Origin of the sequence: Paraburkholderia youngii, assembly GCF_013366925.1 — a bacterium.
In the GTDB taxonomy this organism is placed as follows: domain Bacteria; phylum Pseudomonadota; class Gammaproteobacteria; order Burkholderiales; family Burkholderiaceae; genus Paraburkholderia; species Paraburkholderia youngii.
Genome location: NZ_JAALDK010000002.1, coordinates 745,816 through 762,233 on the forward strand (window position 1 = coordinate 745,816; position 16,418 = coordinate 762,233).

18 protein-coding genes are annotated in these 16,418 nt (G+C 62.2%); 15 read left to right on the top strand and 3 right to left on the bottom strand.

Annotation, left to right across the window (positions count from 1 at the left end):
• Positions 1-33 precede the first annotated feature (33 nt).
• The 7 genes from G5S42_RS34730 (at position 34) to G5S42_RS43880 (ending at position 5,855) form a co-directional block, all read left to right on the top strand.
• Positions 34-903: a carbohydrate ABC transporter permease gene (locus tag G5S42_RS34730; RefSeq protein WP_176111273.1), complete on the top strand. Its 870-nt coding sequence runs from the start codon at positions 34-36 to the stop codon at positions 901-903.
• Positions 903-1,754 (top strand): carbohydrate ABC transporter permease, encoded by an 852-nt coding sequence (locus G5S42_RS34735; protein WP_176111968.1) that lies wholly within the window; start codon positions 903-905, stop codon positions 1,752-1,754. Before G5S42_RS34730 ends, G5S42_RS34735 begins: the two co-directional genes overlap by 1 nt.
• Positions 1,755-1,856: 102 nt before the next feature.
• Positions 1,857-2,696 (top strand): phosphatidylinositol-specific phospholipase C, encoded by an 840-nt coding sequence (locus G5S42_RS34740; RefSeq protein ID WP_176111274.1) that lies wholly within the window; start codon positions 1,857-1,859, stop codon positions 2,694-2,696.
• Between the two features lie 1,028 nt (positions 2,697-3,724).
• Complete coding sequence (locus tag G5S42_RS34745) at positions 3,725-3,880, top strand: hypothetical protein (RefSeq protein ID WP_176111275.1); 156 nt, start codon at positions 3,725-3,727, stop codon at positions 3,878-3,880.
• A 220-nt stretch (positions 3,881-4,100) separates the two neighbouring features.
• Positions 4,101-4,844: an acetoacetyl-CoA reductase gene (gene phbB, locus G5S42_RS34750; protein ID WP_176111276.1), complete on the top strand. Its 744-nt coding sequence runs from the start codon at positions 4,101-4,103 to the stop codon at positions 4,842-4,844.
• A gap of 305 nt (positions 4,845-5,149) precedes the next feature.
• Entirely contained in the window at positions 5,150-5,416 is a 267-nt protein-coding gene (locus G5S42_RS34755; RefSeq protein ID WP_176111277.1) for a hypothetical protein, read from the top strand.
• Between the two features lie 184 nt (positions 5,417-5,600).
• The gene (locus G5S42_RS43880) at positions 5,601-5,855 is read left to right on the top strand and encodes a hypothetical protein (protein WP_217710244.1); all 255 of its coding nucleotides are present in this window, start codon (positions 5,601-5,603) and stop codon (positions 5,853-5,855) included.
• A gap of 37 nt (positions 5,856-5,892) precedes the next feature.
• Here the strand turns inward: G5S42_RS43880 and G5S42_RS34760 are convergent, their stop codons facing one another.
• Entirely contained in the window at positions 5,893-6,270 is a 378-nt protein-coding gene (locus G5S42_RS34760) for a DUF3022 domain-containing protein (RefSeq protein WP_176111278.1), read from the bottom strand.
• Positions 6,271-6,619: 349 nt separating this feature from the next.
• On the opposite strand from G5S42_RS34760, the gene G5S42_RS44605 reads away from it, so the two are divergent.
• The 6 genes from G5S42_RS44605 (at position 6,620) to G5S42_RS34790 (ending at position 12,570) form a co-directional block, all read left to right on the top strand.
• Positions 6,620-6,877 (top strand): MCP four helix bundle domain-containing protein, encoded by a 258-nt coding sequence (locus G5S42_RS44605; protein ID WP_246392279.1) that lies wholly within the window; start codon positions 6,620-6,622, stop codon positions 6,875-6,877.
• Positions 6,878-7,966: 1,089 nt separating this feature from the next.
• On the top strand, positions 7,967-9,142 hold the full coding sequence (locus tag G5S42_RS34770; RefSeq protein ID WP_176111279.1) for an ABC transporter substrate-binding protein: 1,176 nt from the start codon (positions 7,967-7,969) through the stop codon (positions 9,140-9,142).
• Between the two features lie 96 nt (positions 9,143-9,238).
• On the top strand, positions 9,239-10,099 hold the full coding sequence (locus G5S42_RS34775; RefSeq protein WP_176111280.1) for a branched-chain amino acid ABC transporter permease: 861 nt from the start codon (positions 9,239-9,241) through the stop codon (positions 10,097-10,099).
• 20 nt (positions 10,100-10,119) lie between these two features.
• Entirely contained in the window at positions 10,120-11,109 is a 990-nt protein-coding gene (locus tag G5S42_RS34780; RefSeq protein WP_176111969.1) for a branched-chain amino acid ABC transporter permease, read from the top strand.
• The gene (locus G5S42_RS34785) at positions 11,106-11,870 is read left to right on the top strand and encodes an ABC transporter ATP-binding protein (protein WP_176111281.1); all 765 of its coding nucleotides are present in this window, start codon (positions 11,106-11,108) and stop codon (positions 11,868-11,870) included. Before G5S42_RS34780 ends, G5S42_RS34785 begins: the two co-directional genes overlap by 4 nt.
• Positions 11,863-12,570: an ABC transporter ATP-binding protein gene (locus G5S42_RS34790; RefSeq protein ID WP_176111282.1), complete on the top strand. Its 708-nt coding sequence runs from the start codon at positions 11,863-11,865 to the stop codon at positions 12,568-12,570. Before G5S42_RS34785 ends, G5S42_RS34790 begins: the two co-directional genes overlap by 8 nt.
• Before the next feature lie 23 nt (positions 12,571-12,593).
• On the opposite strand, the gene G5S42_RS34795 is transcribed toward G5S42_RS34790, so the two are convergent.
• The gene (locus tag G5S42_RS34795) at positions 12,594-13,457 is read right to left on the bottom strand and encodes an alpha/beta fold hydrolase (RefSeq protein ID WP_176111283.1); all 864 of its coding nucleotides are present in this window, start codon (positions 13,455-13,457) and stop codon (positions 12,594-12,596) included.
• Between the two features lie 108 nt (positions 13,458-13,565).
• On the opposite strand from G5S42_RS34795, the gene G5S42_RS34800 reads away from it, so the two are divergent.
• Positions 13,566-14,417 carry a LysR substrate-binding domain-containing protein gene (locus tag G5S42_RS34800; RefSeq protein WP_176111970.1) on the top strand — a complete coding sequence of 284 codons (852 nt, stop codon included), beginning with the start codon at positions 13,566-13,568 and terminating at the stop codon, positions 14,415-14,417.
• Positions 14,418-14,428: 11 nt separating this feature from the next.
• Here the strand turns inward: G5S42_RS34800 and G5S42_RS34805 are convergent, their stop codons facing one another.
• Positions 14,429-15,559: an MBL fold metallo-hydrolase gene (locus G5S42_RS34805; protein WP_176111284.1), complete on the bottom strand. Its 1,131-nt coding sequence runs from the start codon at positions 15,557-15,559 to the stop codon at positions 14,429-14,431.
• A gap of 84 nt (positions 15,560-15,643) precedes the next feature.
• Between G5S42_RS34805 and G5S42_RS34810 the strand changes: the two genes are divergently transcribed.
• Positions 15,644-16,258, top strand: coding sequence for a TetR/AcrR family transcriptional regulator (locus G5S42_RS34810; protein WP_176111285.1), 615 nt, complete (start codon positions 15,644-15,646; stop codon positions 16,256-16,258).
• Positions 16,259-16,418 lie beyond the last annotated feature (160 nt).

A 16,418-nucleotide genomic window follows, 5' to 3' on the forward strand; every position in this document is an offset into this window, starting at 1 on the left:
AGTGACGGCGCAGGCTAGCGTGGGAACGGGTCGATGAGCCGCTTGCGACGTTATCTGCCGCTGCTCGTCCTGATGAGCCCAGCCGCGCTCGTGCTCGGCGTGCTGGCGCTCTATCCGGTCGCGCGCGTGCTGATCGATTCGTTTTTCTCGGTCGATTACGCATCGGGGCATCGCTCGTTCATCGGGCTCGCCAACTATCGATCGGTCATTGCGGACGGCGAGTTCGGCACGAGCTTCGTCAATACGATCCAGTTCATGATCGTGGCCTCGCTCGCTGAAGTCCTGTTCGGACTCGCGCTCGCGCTGCTGTTCGTCCGCGCGTTTGCGGGCCGGCGCATCGCGTTGCCGCTTGCGGTGCTGCCGATGATGCTCTCGACGCTGGTGTGCTCCGCCATCTGGCGCAACTGGCTCAACTACCGAGGCTTTCTGAATGCGCTGCTCAAGGCGATAGATCTACCAGCGGTGCCCTGGCTATCCGATCCGCACCTCGCGCTGTGGTCACTGATGCTGGTCGATGTCTGGCAATGGACGCCGATGGCATTCCTGATCATTCTCGCGGGGCTGCAGTCGATTCCGCCTGAAATCGCCGAGGCGGCACGCACCGACGGCGCGAACGAATGGCAGTGCCTGCGCTACATCACGCTTCCGCTCGTTGCACCGCACGTCGCGCTCGCGATGCTGCTGCGCTCGATCGATACCTTCAAGCTGTTCGACAAGGTGTACGCGTTGACGGGCGGCGGCCCGGGCAATGCCACGCAGACGCTGTCGACGTACATCTACGACACGGGTTTCCGCTTCTTCAACGTAGGACCCGCCAGCGCGGCTTCGGTATTGATGCTGCTCACGTGCGCGGTGCTGGTCTCGGGATACATATGGAAATCGGCAGTCAGGCGCGACCGTTGATGCCGCTCGCGCGCTTGCAGGGTTTCGCGCGACGCTCGTCCGGTGCCGCTGTGCGAGGTCTGTTGCGGGTCGTAGCGCTGGCGGTGTTGCTGCTGCCGTGCATATGGATGGCTGGCGCGGCCTTCACGCCGACGCTGGAACGCCTCGCCCATCCGCTCGCGCTGTGGCCTTCGGCGCCCACGTTCGAGCATTTCGCGGCGGTGTGGGAAAGCGGCATGGCCCAGTCGGTGCTGAACTCCGTGTGGGTCGCAGTGGGCGCCACGTTGCTCGCACTCGCGCTGGCTTTTCCGGCCGCCTATGCGCTCGCGCGACTGGCGTTTCCGGCGCGACTCGATCTGCTGTTCCTGATGCTCGTGCTGGCACTGAAGCTGATGCCGCCGATTACGGTGGCCGTACCCCTGTTTTCGCTGGCCAAGTGGCTCCATCTGCTCGATTCGCTATTTGGGCTGGTACTCGCCTATCAGCTGTACGCGTTGCCGATGGCGATCTGGATGTTGCTGCCGTTCGTGCGCGACGTGCCGATCGAATTCGAGGAGGCCGCGGCGCTCGACGGCGCGAACCTCGCGCAGCGCATCGTCTTCATCGTCGTGCCGCTGTGCGCGCCGGGTCTCGTTGCCACCGCGATCTTCGTGTTCATCATCGCGTGGAACGAGTTTCTGCTGGCGCTGTTGTTCGTCTCGTCACCGAGTCATTTCACCCTGCCGCTCACGATGGCGGGTTATGTGACCGAGAACGGCATCGACTGGGGCGAACTGATGAGCGCAGGGCTGATTTCGTCGGTGCCGACGCTTCTGCTCGCGGGCTATGTGCAGCGCTATCTGCTGCAGGGCTTTTCGGGCGGCTTGAAGTAACGGGCTCTAACTCTGCGTCGACGTTGCAGCAGACGCTTTGCTTACCCAGAGGTTTTCTTGCGCCCTGCCCTGACCCATCCCAACGTTTCGCCCGCTGACTGGATGTCGGCCATCGATGGCAGCCGCTTGCTGTCTGCACTGACCTTGCCAGGAAGCCATGACACCTGCGCCTACACGGTCGATGACCGGCTCGCGCGCACGCAACATGCCACGCTCGACGATCAGTTGCACCATGGGGTGCGGGTTCTCGACATCCGCTGCCGTCATCAGCGCGATCGCTTTGCGATTCATCACGGCGGCATCTCGCTGGGTCTGAGTTTCGACGATGTGGTACGGACATGCGCTCAGTTTCTCGCGCGTCACCCCGGCGAATGCATCGTCATGTCGGTCAAGGACGAATGGCCCGCGCGTGACTGCGCCCGCGCGTTCTCTGCGACCTTCGAATGGTATGTCGAACGACACGCGGATGTGCACTGGCACCTTGCCACCGACCTGCCGCTGCTGGAGGCGGTACGCGGGAGCATCGTGCTACTGCGGCGCTTCGCGAGTGAAAAGCCGCTCGGCATCGACCTGACGGCCTGGCCTGACAACGCAACGTTCGATATCGACGACGTGCCGGCGCCGTTCACCATCCAGGACGAATTTCGCGTGCCGGTGCCGACATCGATCGCTTACAAGTGGCGCGCCATCGATTCGCTGTTGAACCGCACCCCCGGTGTGTGCGACGAGCGTTGGGTCATCAACTTTTGCAGCGGCACGGGGATGGCGGCGCCGCCGGTCGTCGTGGCGTGCGGGGATACACAGCATCGCGGTATTCACGAGCAGCTTGCCGAGCGGCTCGCGGCTCGTGCGCAACCATGCGGCACCATGCTGCTCGACTTTTGCGACTGGCAGGACTGGCGCCTCGTTGATGCGTTGATCGATTGCAACTGGAGCCGATAATGCATCGCTGTGGGCATGATGTTGACCGCGAATCTCAGCGTGATTCCTTTGCTCGAGGCTGCCGCGGTGGCGGCCTCGATTCTGGTCCGCGCCTCGCCGGTTCACGCGTGCAGGCGTCTGGCGGCATGACATAAGGAACGTCGTCGCGACAACACGCATAGATCGGAAATCCGTACGCGTTCGTACCGACGATGGTCGTTGGCCCGTGCAGCGGGCACACCGCCTTCATCGCGCCTCCTCGTAACTCATCGATCAATCGCTTCCATCTTACGCTCGCTCGCGACAGATGTTCTATGTGCGCCTGCATTGCCCTTCGCACCGCTTGGTCCCGCTCACCACCACCGACGCGCATTCGCCATCTGTGCCGCGCCGCACCCTCACGTACTGTGTCGGCGGACCGGCACCTCGTCAGCGACTCGCCCGGGCGACAGCAGCGGTGCAAGGAAGCGTCGGTTGAATTGTCATTTCTTGCACAACATGCAATGATTCATCCCAATGCATGATCCTATCGTTCTGGCTATTTCCATGACATTTCGGGGATGCTCGGCGAAGCAGTCGAAGAGCCGACTCATCGGGGTCGCCGTTCCAGTCCGTTGTCCGGACGATCAAACAGCGTCGTGGCTCGACAGCCACCCTTCGAGGCGGAGCTTTTGGTATCAGGGTATTTACCTAGTCTTTCTTCCCGAAAATTTAACATTTTGAAGTTAGAATGAACCCTCTAAAAGCGAATTGTTATGTCATCTGATGACAATTGCAATAGAGATCGAAGCGTCGGATCGGCGGCGCGACCTACCGACGCGGGCCATGCCAACTAAGCGGCTGTGACTCGATGAAGAAACACCATGTTGTATTTCGACTGACGAATACAGACATCAGAAGTGCGATCCGGGCACCTAGTTTTTTGCAGCGTTCATTTAGTCTTACTAATAATACTTTTGCTCCGGAATCCTCACCGACGATATTCCGCATACTGATTGCGGATATGGTCTCCGGGGCAGGCGGGTTCGAAATTCAATCCAGGAGAAGCAATGAAAGACCTTTCGTCCGAAGATTTGCTGAAATTCTGCCGAACGAATGTGTCGACGTTCTTTTCGCCCGCCACCGAAGCGTTTGAAGGAACAGGGAAACTCGCCGGCCTGGACCGGCAGGCGGGGAGCATCGTTCGGGGCACCTGGAATCTTTGAGCAGTGCGCCGGCGCGGCATGTCGCCGCCAGCTGATGCACCAGCTCCATTCGCGCAATACCACAAGTCTATAAAAACCCGCGCAGTTCAATCAATGCCGAAGCCGTTCCTCCCGTGATGCTGGAGGCGGCCGCGCGTTGTGGCAAAGCAATGGCGGGTTGTGCGAGACGGCCATTGGGTATTCACGATCCTCGCAGACATTTCGATCACGGATGGAAAGGATGACGAAACGAATCGTAGTAGTAACGGGCGGCATGGGCGGACTCGGAGAAGCGATCAGTACGAAACTACACGACGCAGGGTATGCGGTGGTAGTCACGCACTCGCCGAGCAACACCGGTGCGGACAAATGGTTGGCTGACATGGAAGCTCAGGGTCGGAGCTTTCGCGCTTACCCGGTCGACGTGGCCGATTACGACTCATGCCAGGGTTGCGCGGACAAGATTCGGGCGGAAGTCGGCCCGGTCGACATCCTGATCAACAACGCAGGCATCACCCAGGACATGACCCTCAGGAAGATGGACAAGGTGAATTGGGATGCGGTCATCCGCACCAACCTCGACTCTGTCTTCAACATGACCAAGCCGCTGTGCGAAGAGATGGTCGCACGAGGCTGGGGGCGCATCGTCAATATCTCGTCCGTCAACGGCTCGAAAGGCTCGGTCGGCCAGACCAACTACGCCGCGGCCAAGGCCGGCATGCACGGCTTTACCAAATCACTGGCGCTGGAAGTGGCGCGCAAAGGGGTCACGGTAAACACGATTTCGCCGGGCTACCTGGCCACCAAGATGGTCACCGCGATTCCGCAGGAGATCCTCGACACGAAGGTCCTGCCGCATATCCCGATGGGACGTCTCGGCAAGCCCGACGAAGTCGCGGCGCTCGTGCTCTATCTGTGCTCGGAAGATGCCGGCTTCGTGACCGGCTCCAATATCGCGATCAACGGCGGCCAGCACATGCAGTGACGCAACATACCGCGCCGGTACGTGCCGCAACACCGGACGAATCGGCGTGAACCATTCACGCAACACCCTTGTGCTTCCATGAGAGAGGAACGTGTCATGAGTGAGACCTGGATGGGCCTGATCATTGGGGGCACGGCCCTCAGCATCGCAATGCTCATGGTGATTGATCACTATCGCCGTGAGCGCAGAAGGGCAAGACTGCTACGACATCTGGATCATCATGAGTGGTGGCATCAACCGCGCGGGCGAATGTAAGTGCGTCGACCGCGCCAATAAAAAATCAGATACATCGAGAGGGCTGAAGAATGACACCGGAAATCACCGGACAACAAAAGGCCACAGGCCATCAGATCACGGTTCGTACGAGGCGCGGCGGCATGAGGGTCGCCGCGGTGTGGCAGGTATTGATGCCGGTCGCCGATGCCATCGAGGACGTACGGATTACGAGCAACCGCAAACATGATGTCGAAGACATGACGATCGCGTTTGCCGACAGGTTCTCCGGATCGCTGCACACCGTTCTCAAGAAGTTCGAGACGATGCCGTGGGTGGCCGCCGCGGAGCTTTGCTGAACACCGAGGGCCGTGCCGCTTGCGATGGGTCGCGTCGCTGCGAGGACCGGCGCGCGTCACGCCACCTGGCTCGCCAGGCAGCTGACGGGCGCGCGCGCCTCGCAAGGGTTGGATGGCACAAACGGGCCAATTGAAGTCCGACGTACACGGCCGGACCCAGTCGGTCACCACCTGAGAGAAGTGGATGAAAACAACAATCAAGAGAGGGCCCCCGGACAGGGAGAGTCCCTATACACCGCTGACCGCTGGAGATGCGATTTCGCATCTGGAACGGATCCTGTCCCACGATGGCGTGGATTCGTTGTTCAGCCGGACCTACTGGCGCGCGCGTGTCCAGCAGGTGAGCGCTACTCAAGGGCTGACTCCGCAGCAGCAGGCAAGGCTGGTGAAGCTGCTCGAGTCGCTGCATCCCCCGGTCCCGAGCGAGGAGGCGTGCTAGTCACTCGTCGACGCGGACGTACGTCGTCCGCGGTCGATCAGCGCTGATCGTCGACATCCAGCAGCCGATCCTCCACATGCAGATCTTCGGCGCACTCTCCCTGCAAGGGCAGGTCGCTGCCTTCCGCTCGGAGGTGATCGCGGACCATCCGGCACAGGCGTTCGCGCACGAGGATACGTTGTGCGGTATCCATCTGCGCGTATCGCTGAATCTGCGAAGCCGAAAAGTGCAGTGTCAGCACGCACCGCGCATCCAGCGTCGTGTCGCCATGTGACTCGATCACCCAGGAAGCCTGGATGAGGAAGTTGCGGCCGTCGTCGTAACCGCTGATCGCGGGCGCTTTCGGCGACTCGAATAGCGTGGAAAGAGCCAGTTCGATTTCTTCGATGCGCTGATTCAGATCGATGTCTTTCATAGAAAGTCCTCCTTGTGATCGAGGCCCCTGCCCCCCGCCTGTAGGCGAGCAAAAACCGTGTCCGGCTGTCGAGTCTGTCCAGTGCTTCGACTGGAGCCTGACTCGCAATCCTGCAATATGTACCGATGAAACCGGTCAGCAGATATTCACGAGCGTAAGGAGCGATTCGCAAGCTTCATACAGCGACAAAACGACGCTGCCGCGCACATATCGCCGGTTCAAATCGCACTTCAGTTCTTTAAACGGAAGCCGACATAAGGAATAGGCCGAACAAGCATCTGGCTCGCTTGCGCGGCCTGGTCGTCGCGCAGACGACTCCCCTATTTCCAGCCGGACACAGATCGCAACGTTGTCGAAATCGCTCGCGCGTCCCGAAGTGGGTGAGCGGCTCGTGAAGCAAAGCGCAGACTACGATCACGGCATCGAAAAAATCGTCGGGTTGCAAGCCGAAGGGCTGCGTACCCAGGCTATCCAATCCCTGAACAAAGACCTGCTGCCGATCTACATCGGTTACACCGCGACACTCGACGACATCAACGAGTTTCAGGTCTCCTCGACGACCAAGTCCCCCCCGCCATCACCGACATCGCGCAGAAGAGCTGTTTGATACTGGCCGCTCTGGGCGCGGCGGTCCTTGCCATGAGTGTCGGTTTTGGCTGGGTCATCACACGCAGCATCACCCGCCCGCTCGCGGAAGCCGTCAACATTGCGACGACGGTCGCGAAGGGCAACCTGACCCAGAAGATCGAGGGTCGAGCAGGCTGCCGCCGCGGCGAGCTCGCTCCAGGAGCAATCAGGCACGCTGGTGCAACAGGTAGCAGTATTCGCCGTCGACTGAGGTCGGCACGCTTTCAAGGGTTGCGATTTTCTTCCAGGGTCATCGAATCTGTTTATCGCGCCCGACGCGAGACCCGGCCAGGCAAGGCCTGGATGCGTCACTCGCGACGTCCGTCGAGTCCTGCCGGGAAGAAGCTCCGCGCAATGTAGATCATCACCGCGCGCGGGCGGGCCCGGCAATGCGCGATGCATGCAGAACAATGCGTATGTGGTTAACCCGCTCTTTCAACCCGTGGTGCGCGTGCTTATTGTGCTGGGTGCGAACGGCAGGCGGGCAGGCTTAAAACTTCAAGCCGCATGCCGTTATTGGTTGGATCGGGAAGTCGACGGCGGACGCAGTCAGCGCAGCTTCGCCATCCGCTACCATCGCACACGCGCGCAAGACGGCGCACAACGGCCTCTGCGGCGCGGGGGCGACCGCCACATTGGCGAGTCGAAAAGCGCACGCAGAAGCGAACAGATACCTGCACCGCCGGTATGGCCGGACGGGTTCGCAGCCGAGCGGGCCACTGAGAGGCCTCCGTAGAGGGGACAAAAGATGTTCGGATGCAAGCTGATCGACGTCAACGCATTATCCGCCCGACCCGCCCGCGCGCCGGTCCAGCGGCACGCGCGCCGATCCAATGACGGCCACGTCCATCCCGTGCCCGCGCCCCACGACAAGACACAGTACGGTCATTAGCCACTGGCAGGCTCACCGCCGGATTTCATGACCGCGCTACTCCCAACCGATCAGTCAATCCCTCGGCTTCGGGTGTGCAAACCGTTACGCCGGACCCCGCTCACAGCGCTCTCCCAGCAATGAACAAGGGGTCCGATTTTCAACGTTGTTCACGTGGTTCGTTAGCAAGGAAATCGAATGCAAAACAAAAAGCGCACTTTGCTTAAGGCCGCCGCCGCACTCGTGCTGACAGGTTCGAGCGTGCTCGCCCATGCGGACGATGTGGTCAAGGTCGGGCTCATCGTTCCGATGAGCGGACCTTTCGCGTCCACGGGTCGTCAGGTCGACGCGGCGGTCAAGCTGTATATGGCCCAGCATGGCGACACGGTCGCGGGCAAGAAAATCCAGGTCATCCTGAAGGACGACACCAACGTCCCGGATACCACCAAGCGCCTCGCGCAGGAGCTGATCGTCAAGGATCACGTGTCGGTGCTGGCAGGCTTCGGGCTCACGCCGCTGGCGCTCGCCGCCGCGCCGCTCGCGACCCAGGCGAAGGTGCCGATGATCGTGATGAACGCGGCCACTGCGATGATCACCGAGCAGTCGCCTTACATCGTGCGCTCGGGCTTCACGCTGCCGCAGAACACGTTGGGCATCGCGCGTTGGGCGCCGAAGAACGGCATCAAGAAGGTGGTCACGCTGGTCGCCGACTACGGTCCCGGCATCGACGCGCAGAACTCCTTCAAGAAGGTCTTCGAATCGGAAGGCGGCAGCGTCGTCGAGCAACTGCGCGTGCCGGTCGCCAATCCGGACTTTTCGCCGTTCCTGCAGAAGGTCGCCGACCTGAAGCCTGACGCGCTGTTCATCTTCGTGCCGTCGGGTGCCGGCGCCGCGTTCATGAAGCAGTTCGCCGAGCGCGGCCTGAGCAAGCAGGGCATCAAACTGATCGGTACTGGCGACGTGGTGGATGACGACATCCTGAACGCCATGGGTGAGGTCGCGCTGGGCGCGGTGACATCGATGCACTACTCGGCCGCTCTCGACAATCCCGAGAACCGCGCCTACGTGGCCGCCTTCGAAAAAGCCAACCCCGGCATGCGCCCGAACTTCCACAGCGTCGGCGCCTATGACGGCATGCACCTGATCTACGCGGCGCTGCAAGCCACCAAGGGCGACACCAACGGCGACAAGCTGCTGGCAGCCATGAAGGGCCAGAAATGGAACAGCCCCCGCGGCCCGGTGGAACTCGATCCGCAGACGCGTGAAATGGTCCAGAACGTGTACATCACCCGGACCGAACGCATGAATGGCCAGCTGTTCAACGTGTCGTTCGACAAGGTCGACGCCGTCAAGGATCCGGCCAAGATCAAATAAGCTCGCGAAAGCGAGGCACGCCGTATCCGGATGATTCGATTTGCCCGCCGCGCCCCTCGCACTGCCAGGGGCGCGGCGTTTCGGCGGTAAAAACTCATGCTAACCATTCTCTTCGACGGTATTGCCTACGGCATGCTTCTGTTCGTGCTGGCGAGCGGTCTGGCCATCACGCTCGGATTGATGAACTTCGTCAATCTCGCTCACGGCGCCTTCGCCATGGTGGGCGGCTACGCCACCGTGCTCGCGATGTCGCGTCTGGGCATCCCTTTCCTGTGCGCATTGCCGATTGCGTTCGTCGCGTCCGCGGTGCTTGGCGGCATTCTCGAACGCACGCTGTATAAGCGCGTGTACGGGCAGTCCGAACTCAATCAGGTGCTGTTTACGATCGGCCTGACCTTCATGGCCATCGCGACGGTCGACTACTTCATGGGCTCGACCCAGCAGTTCCTGAACCTGCCGCAATGGCTGCAGGGCCGCACGGTGTTCGCCGGCATTGGCATCGGTTACTACCGGTTGTTCGTGATCCTGGTCTGCGTGGTACTCGTCGTCGCGCTCCAGCTGATCCTGACCAAAACCCGCTTTGGCAGCCGCCTGCGCGCATCGGTGGATGATCCGCGCGCGGCGAGCGGCCTCGGCATCAACATCAACTTCGTGTTTCTGACCACCTTCGCGTTCGGCTCGGGCCTCGCCGGCCTCGGCGGCGCGCTCGGCGCAAACATGCTCGGCCTCGATCCGATCTTTCCGCTCAAGTTCATGATCTATTTCCTGGTCGTGGTCGCGGTGGGCGGCACGACCTCGCTGACCGGTCCGCTGCTGGCTTCGCTGCTGCTCGGCATCGCGGACGTGGCGGGCAAGTACTACATCCCCGATCTGGGGGCATTCATCATCTACGGCGTCATGATCATCACCCTGATGTGGCGACCACAGGGTCTATTCGTCAGGGCGGGGGGCAAATGAAGTCGGCAACTTCTAGCGAAATGGGTGCATCGACGATCGTGCCCGAAGTCCGCAGCATGGGCAGGCAGTGGTCGCGCTGGCGCCCGGTGGAAATCATCTTCTGGATCGTGGCGCTGGGCATCTGCGTGACGCCGCTCAATAACTTCCTGCTGCTCAACGAGATGGCGATCCTCGCGTTGTTCGCGGTATCGCTGGACCTGATCCTCGGCTATACCGGCATCGTGTCGCTGGGCCATGCGGCCTTTTTCGGTCTCGGTGCTTATTCGGCTGCATTGCTGGCCAAGTACTTCGATGTCGATCCGCTGCTGGGCATGCTGCTCTCGTGCGGAGTGGCGGCGCTGGCGGGCCTCGTCACCAGCGTGCTGGTGATGCGCGGTTCGGACCTCACGCGCCTGATGGTGACGCTAGGTGTGGCCTCGATCCTGCACGAACTGGCCAACAAGCTCGGCTGGCTCACCGGCGGGGCCGACGGCATGACCGGCGTGCCGATGGTGCCGCTCTTTGGTCACATCGAGTTCGATCTGTTCGGCAAGGTGGCCTACACCTATTCGATCGTCACGCTGTTCGTGCTGTTCGTGATCGCGCGCGCGGTGGTCAAGTCGCCGTTCGGCATGTCGCTGCAGGTGATCCGCCAGAATCCGCTTCGCGCGGCGGCCATGGGCGTGCCGGTCAACCTGCGCCGAACTGCCGTCTATACGTTGAGCGCGGCCTACGCGGGCGTGGCCGGCGCCCTGCTCGCGCAGACCACCGGCTTCGCGTCGCTCGACGTGCTCGACTTCCACCGCTCGGCCGACGTGCTGCTGATGCTGATGATCGGCGGTGCGGGTTATCTGTATGGCGGCATCATCGGCGCGGTCGTATTCAGGTTCATGCAGGACCGGCTGGCGGACATCACGCCGCAATACTGGCAGTTCTGGATCGGCTTGCTGCTGGTGATCATCGTGATCGTCGGTCACGAGCGGCTCGTGCGTCCGTGGACGTGGTTCCGTCGCAGCGGGAGCAAAGCATGACGATCGCACTGCAAACATTCAATCTGATCAAGCGCTTCGGCGGCCTCGTCGCCACCAATGACGTGTCGATCGCGGTCGAGAAAGGCGCTCGCCAGGCGCTGATCGGCCCCAACGGCGCCGGCAAGACGACGCTGATCAATCAGCTGACGGGCGTGCTGTCGCCGACTTCGGGCCGCATCGAGCTCGAAGGCCACGACATCACGTCGCTGTCCGTGCACAAGCGGGCTCGCGCCGGGCTCGTCCGCACGTTCCAGATCAATCAGCTTTTCAAGCAAATGACGCCGGCCGAATCGCTGTCCGTCGCGATCTCCGAGCGCGACGGCCTGGGCGCGCGCTTCTGGCGTGCGCTCGGCCAGCGCGGCGAAATCATGGACGAGGTCGCTTCGCTGCTCGAACAGTGCAAGTTGCTCGACGTGATGAGTCGCGAAACGCGCGTGCTGCCCTACGGCAAGCAGCGTCTGCTCGAAATCGCGCTGGCGCTGGCGGCAAAGCCGCGCGTGCTGCTGCTGGACGAGCCCGTGGCAGGCGTTCCCGACGCCGAACGCCGCGAGATTCTCAATACGGTCGCCGCATTGCCCGACGACGTGACCATTCTGCTGATCGAGCACGACATGGACCTCGTGTTCAGCTTTGCCAACCGCATCTCTGTGCTGGTGAGCGGCGGTCTGCTTACCGAGGGCGCATGCGCGGACATCGCCCGCGATCCTCGCGTGAAGGCCGTGTATCTGGGCGAGGAGCTGGTTGGAGGTGAATATGTCTGAATTGCTGAAGCTGGAAGGAATCGTCGCGGGCTACGGCGAAGCCAGGATCCTGACGGGCATCGATCTGGCCTTGGATCACGGCCAGGCTCTCGCACTGCTTGGCCGCAACGGCACGGGTAAAACCACGCTGATCAACAGCATCGTCGGTCACACGCGTCGCTTTAGCGGGCGGATCTGGCTCGATGGCAAGGACGTCACCGGATTCAAGCCGCACCAGCGCGCGCTGGCCGGCATCGGCTGGGTGCCGCAGGAACGCAATATCTTCAAGTCGTTGACGGTCGAAGAGAACCTGAGCGCGATCGCCGTGCCCGGTCCCTGGGACCTGGCGCGCATCTACAGGATGTTTCCGCGCCTGGAGGAGCGCCGCGCCAATATGGGCAATCAGCTTTCCGGCGGCGAACAGCAGATGCTCGCCATTGGCCGCGCGCTGATGCTCAATCCCAGGGTGCTGCTGCTCGACGAACCGCTCGAAGGCCTCGCGCCGATCATCGTGCAGGACTTGATGCGCATCCTGTCGGAGATCATCCGCGACGAAGGCCTGTCGGTGATTCTGGTCGAGCAGAACGCGCGCAAGGCGCTGAGCATTACGCACAACGCCGTGGTGCTGGAGCGCGGCTCGGTGATTCATTCGAGCACGGCGGCCGAGCTGCTGGCCCAGGATCACAAGATCGATACCTTGCTGGCCGTGTCTCAACACTGAGCGGCACGCGATGCGTGGCCGGGCTACGCGACGAAGGTCGTGACCGCCCGGTTGAACGCATCCGGTCTCGCGACATTCATCCCATGCGACGCACCGTCGATCGTTTCGCGTTCGGCAAACTCGATCCACTGTTCGAGCTTATCGACCGTATTGCGGAACATGCGGGGACTTCTTTGGCCGTCGATCAACAACGTACGGCACTTGATATCGCGCGCGGCTTCCGGCGTATAGGCCGGAAGCGGATCGAGCAACTGCTTCGGCAGCGTGAGCGCGTTGTCGAGCGCCATGCGACGAAAGCTCTCCGGGCTTTTGTTCCAGTACCCCGGCATGCTCACGGAGTCGACGAACATCGACAAGCCGGCGTCGTACTCGCCCCGCTCGATCAGTTCCGCGACCCGGGCGCGCAACACGTTGGTCGCCGGCGGCATGAACGCGGGCTGCCCCCGCGGTTCGGTTTGCAGCGGGCCGCCGGGATCGGCTAGCGTCAGCGTTTTCACGAGGCGCGGATAGGCGCGCGCGAGATGGAATGCCACGCACCCACCACGCGAGTGACCGACCAGATGAACGGGAGCCAGGTCGAGCGCCGTGATGAATCCGGCCATTTCCTCGACGTGCGCCTCCCAGCTGAAGTCGCCGTGTCCAAACGCATCGATCTCGGGCCAGTAATGGCTCAAGCTCGGCGCGAAGCAGCGAAACCGGCCAGACAGCGAAGCCATCTGGGCGTCCCAATAGCGATAGTCGCAAAGCGAGCCGTGCACGAACACCATCGGCTCGCCGCTCCCGGACTCGACATACGGTATGGCAACACTCGATGCGGTGGTCACGAACGATGGCGCGGACGCGCCATAGGCTGAGGCCAGGATCGATGGGCTGGTACGTGCATTCATCAAAGGGCTCCTTTGGCGACACTATCGATGGTGTGCTGGCAAAAGAAAATCGCATAATATTGATGGAATCGATCTACTTTTCTGATACGAACCATCATGGCAACGGAAATGAAAGCGCTCGATCTGGACGTGCTGTCGATGATCATCGCGGTGGCGGACGCCGGCACGATCAGTCGCGCGGCGCAGGTCGTGCATCGCTCGCAATCGGCGGTGAGCATGCAGATCAAGACGCTCGAGACGGCGCTCGGCAAGGCGCTGTTCGTGCGCAAGCCTCGCAGCGTGGTGCCGACGCAGGACGGCGAAATGCTGTTGACCTACGCACGACGGATGATCGCGCTGCGCGATGAAGCGTGGGCAGCGGTGGTTCGGCCCGACGTGACCGGGCGCGTGGTGATCGGCGTGCCGGACGACTATGCGACGTCACTGTTCCCGCCGATCCTCAAGAAATTTTCGGCGACCTATCCGAAGGTGGAAATTCAGGTGGTGGGGCTGCCAAGCGTCGCGCTCGAGCCGATGTTGAAGGACGGCACGGTCGATCTCGTCTGCGCGACGCGCGTGAAAGGATTGCACGGCGAGTTCCTGCGTCACGAACCGATGGTGTGGGCCGCCGCCCCGGGCGCGACCGAGATCTGGCGCGAAAGGCCCTTGCCCATCGCCGTGTTTTTGCCCGGCAGCGTCGCGCGAGAGAAGGCCATCCGGAGCCTCGAGCGTGCGCGCATCACGTATCGAACGTCGTATGAGAGTCCGAGTCTGCTGGGTCTGCTGACGATGGCCGAGGCCGGACTCGCGGTGACCCCTTTGGCCAAGTGCGCGGTACCGGCTCACTTCTCGCTGCTGGGGGCCGCGAATGGCCTGCCGGAAATCGGCACGCTCGAAGTCGTGCTGGCGCGAAGCGCGGCTTCGAAGCGACCTGTGTGCGATTTTCTCGCGGAGCACATTCTCGCCGACCTGAAGAATTAACCCGGAAGACGTCAGGAAGACTCCTCCGCGCCGGCTCGGCACGACGCACAAATCCACCACGCAGCCTTCGGCGCAGCGACGGTTTGCGCAACCCCGCGCCACCAGCGTTCACCGCGATGCACCGCAGTCAGATCGAGCCGCTCGCCCATGCGCGGTGTCGACAGCGCGACACCGCGCGCGAGCGCCAGCCCCGTCACCCTCTCGAACGGCTCCTGCCAGCGATGCATCGCGAGGTCGAAGGTGCCGTTATGAATCGGCACGAGCCAGCGGCCGCGCAGGTCGATATGCGCCTGCACGGTTTCTTCGGGCTGCATATGGACGTATGGCCACATCGCGTCGTACGCGCCGGTCTCGATCAACGTGACGTCGAATGGTCCGAGGCGCTCGCCGATCGCGCTGAAACCATCGAAGTAGCCGGTGTCGCCGCTGAAGAACACGCGCAAATCGTTATCGACGATCACCCAGGACGCCCACAACGTGCGGTTGCCATCGAACAGGCTGCGCCCCGAGAAGTGCTGCGCCGGCGTCGCGGTGAACTCGATGCCCTCGATCACCGTGCCCTGCCACCAGTCGAACTGCCGGACCTTCGCCGCGTCGATACCCCATTCGATGAGCCGGTCGCCGACCCCGAGCGGCGTCAGGAACACCTCGGTACGCTGCGCCAGGATCAGGACGGTCTCGCGGTCCAGATGGTCGTAGTGATCGTGCGACAGGATCACGCCATGCAGCGGCGGCAAATCGTCGAGCGAGATCGGCGGCGCATGAAAGCGCTTGGGACCGAGATTGCGGAACGGCGACGCCCGCTCGGCGAATACGGGATCGGTCAGCCAGAACTTGCCGCGCAACTTCAGCAGCATCGTCGAGTGACCGAGCCGGTACAGGCTGCGATCGGGCGCCGCATCGAGTTGCGCGCGTGTCAGCGTTTCGACGGGCAACGCGTCGGCCGGCACGGTGCCGCGCGGCTTGTTGAACAGCACCGTCCACGCGAGCCCGAGCGTTTTGCGCAGGCTTTGCGCCGGACGCGGCTTGACGTTGCGAAAGCGCTCGCCGTCATGCTGCGGCGACAGGCCGAACTTCGCGCGGCTGCGTTGCGCGGCGTTCACGCCGAGCATTTGGCGGACATAGGCGGGAAGCGACGTCATGAAGTTGACCTTTCTGAGAAAATGTACACCCGGCAGTGTAGTTTATTTTCAAGAAAAGTAAACTGACCAGTGTAAAATTAGGGGATGGAATCGCCTGCCCGTCCCCAACGTCTGACTGACCGAAAGCGCGTCGCGATCGTCACCGCCGCGATCGAGGAATTTCTCGCGGCCGGATACGACGCAACCAGCATGGACCGCATCGCCACCCGCGCGAGCGTCTCGAAGCGCACGGTCTATAACCATTTCCCGAGCAAGGAAGCACTTTTCGCGGCGATTCTCCAGCAACTGTGGGACGCGACCCACGATGGCGATGCGCCCTGCTACCGCGCCGATCGACCGTTGCGCGCGCAGTTGCTCGATCTGCTGGAGCGCAAGCTGAGCCTGCTTAACGACGAGTCTTTCTTGTCGCTGGCACGGGTGGCGATCGCGGCTGGCATCCATTCGCCGGAGCGCGCGCGCGATATGGTCGCTCGCATGGGGGAGCGCGAGGAGGATCTGACCGCGTGGGTCCGGGCGGCTGCCGCGGACGGCCGCATCAAGACCGGGGAGCCCGTCTTCGCCGCACTGCAGTTGCAGGGGCTCGTGAAGGCTTTTGCCTTCTGGCCGCAAGTGGCGATGGGTCAAGTGCCGCTCGATGCCGGCGAGCAGAAGCGGATCGCGGAAGCCGCGGTGGATATGTTTCTCGCGCGTTATGCGTGAGTCGGTTTGCCGGATTGGGTTTGCTTTGGCGTCCCCGCCGAGGTAAGAAGTTCTTTGCTGGAAGACGGCGGTGCGCGCAGCGACCTTCCGCGAAGCAGCACCGGGAGAGCGAACTCTTCCTTTTTCGCAAACGTTTGCTCTGAGGTATCAAGTCTCAGCT

Coding starts and splice junctions, on each gene's coding strand:
- G5S42_RS34735 (WP_176111968.1), top strand. CDS start 903: ATGCCGCTCGCGCGCTTGCAGGGTTTCGCGCGACGCTCGTCCGGTGCC.
- G5S42_RS34755 (WP_176111277.1), top strand. CDS start 5,150: ATGACACCGGAAATCACCGGACAACAAAAGGCCACAGGCCATCAGATC.
- G5S42_RS34740 (WP_176111274.1), top strand. CDS start 1,857: ATGTCGGCCATCGATGGCAGCCGCTTGCTGTCTGCACTGACCTTGCCA.
- G5S42_RS34780 (WP_176111969.1), top strand. CDS start 10,120: ATGGGTGCATCGACGATCGTGCCCGAAGTCCGCAGCATGGGCAGGCAG.
- G5S42_RS34760 (WP_176111278.1), bottom strand. CDS start 6,270: ATGAAAGACATCGATCTGAATCAGCGCATCGAAGAAATCGAACTGGCT.
- G5S42_RS34770 (WP_176111279.1), top strand. CDS start 7,967: ATGCAAAACAAAAAGCGCACTTTGCTTAAGGCCGCCGCCGCACTCGTG.
- G5S42_RS34790 (WP_176111282.1), top strand. CDS start 11,863: ATGTCTGAATTGCTGAAGCTGGAAGGAATCGTCGCGGGCTACGGCGAA.
- G5S42_RS34795 (WP_176111283.1), bottom strand. CDS start 13,457: ATGAATGCACGTACCAGCCCATCGATCCTGGCCTCAGCCTATGGCGCG.
- G5S42_RS34785 (WP_176111281.1), top strand. CDS start 11,106: ATGACGATCGCACTGCAAACATTCAATCTGATCAAGCGCTTCGGCGGC.
- phbB (WP_176111276.1), top strand. CDS start 4,101: ATGACGAAACGAATCGTAGTAGTAACGGGCGGCATGGGCGGACTCGGA.
- G5S42_RS34800 (WP_176111970.1), top strand. CDS start 13,566: ATGAAAGCGCTCGATCTGGACGTGCTGTCGATGATCATCGCGGTGGCG.
- G5S42_RS34805 (WP_176111284.1), bottom strand. CDS start 15,559: ATGACGTCGCTTCCCGCCTATGTCCGCCAAATGCTCGGCGTGAACGCC.
- G5S42_RS34810 (WP_176111285.1), top strand. CDS start 15,644: ATGGAATCGCCTGCCCGTCCCCAACGTCTGACTGACCGAAAGCGCGTC.
- G5S42_RS34730 (WP_176111273.1), top strand. CDS start 34: ATGAGCCGCTTGCGACGTTATCTGCCGCTGCTCGTCCTGATGAGCCCA.
- G5S42_RS34775 (WP_176111280.1), top strand. CDS start 9,239: ATGCTAACCATTCTCTTCGACGGTATTGCCTACGGCATGCTTCTGTTC.
- G5S42_RS34745 (WP_176111275.1), top strand. CDS start 3,725: ATGAAAGACCTTTCGTCCGAAGATTTGCTGAAATTCTGCCGAACGAAT.
- G5S42_RS43880 (WP_217710244.1), top strand. CDS start 5,601: ATGAAAACAACAATCAAGAGAGGGCCCCCGGACAGGGAGAGTCCCTAT.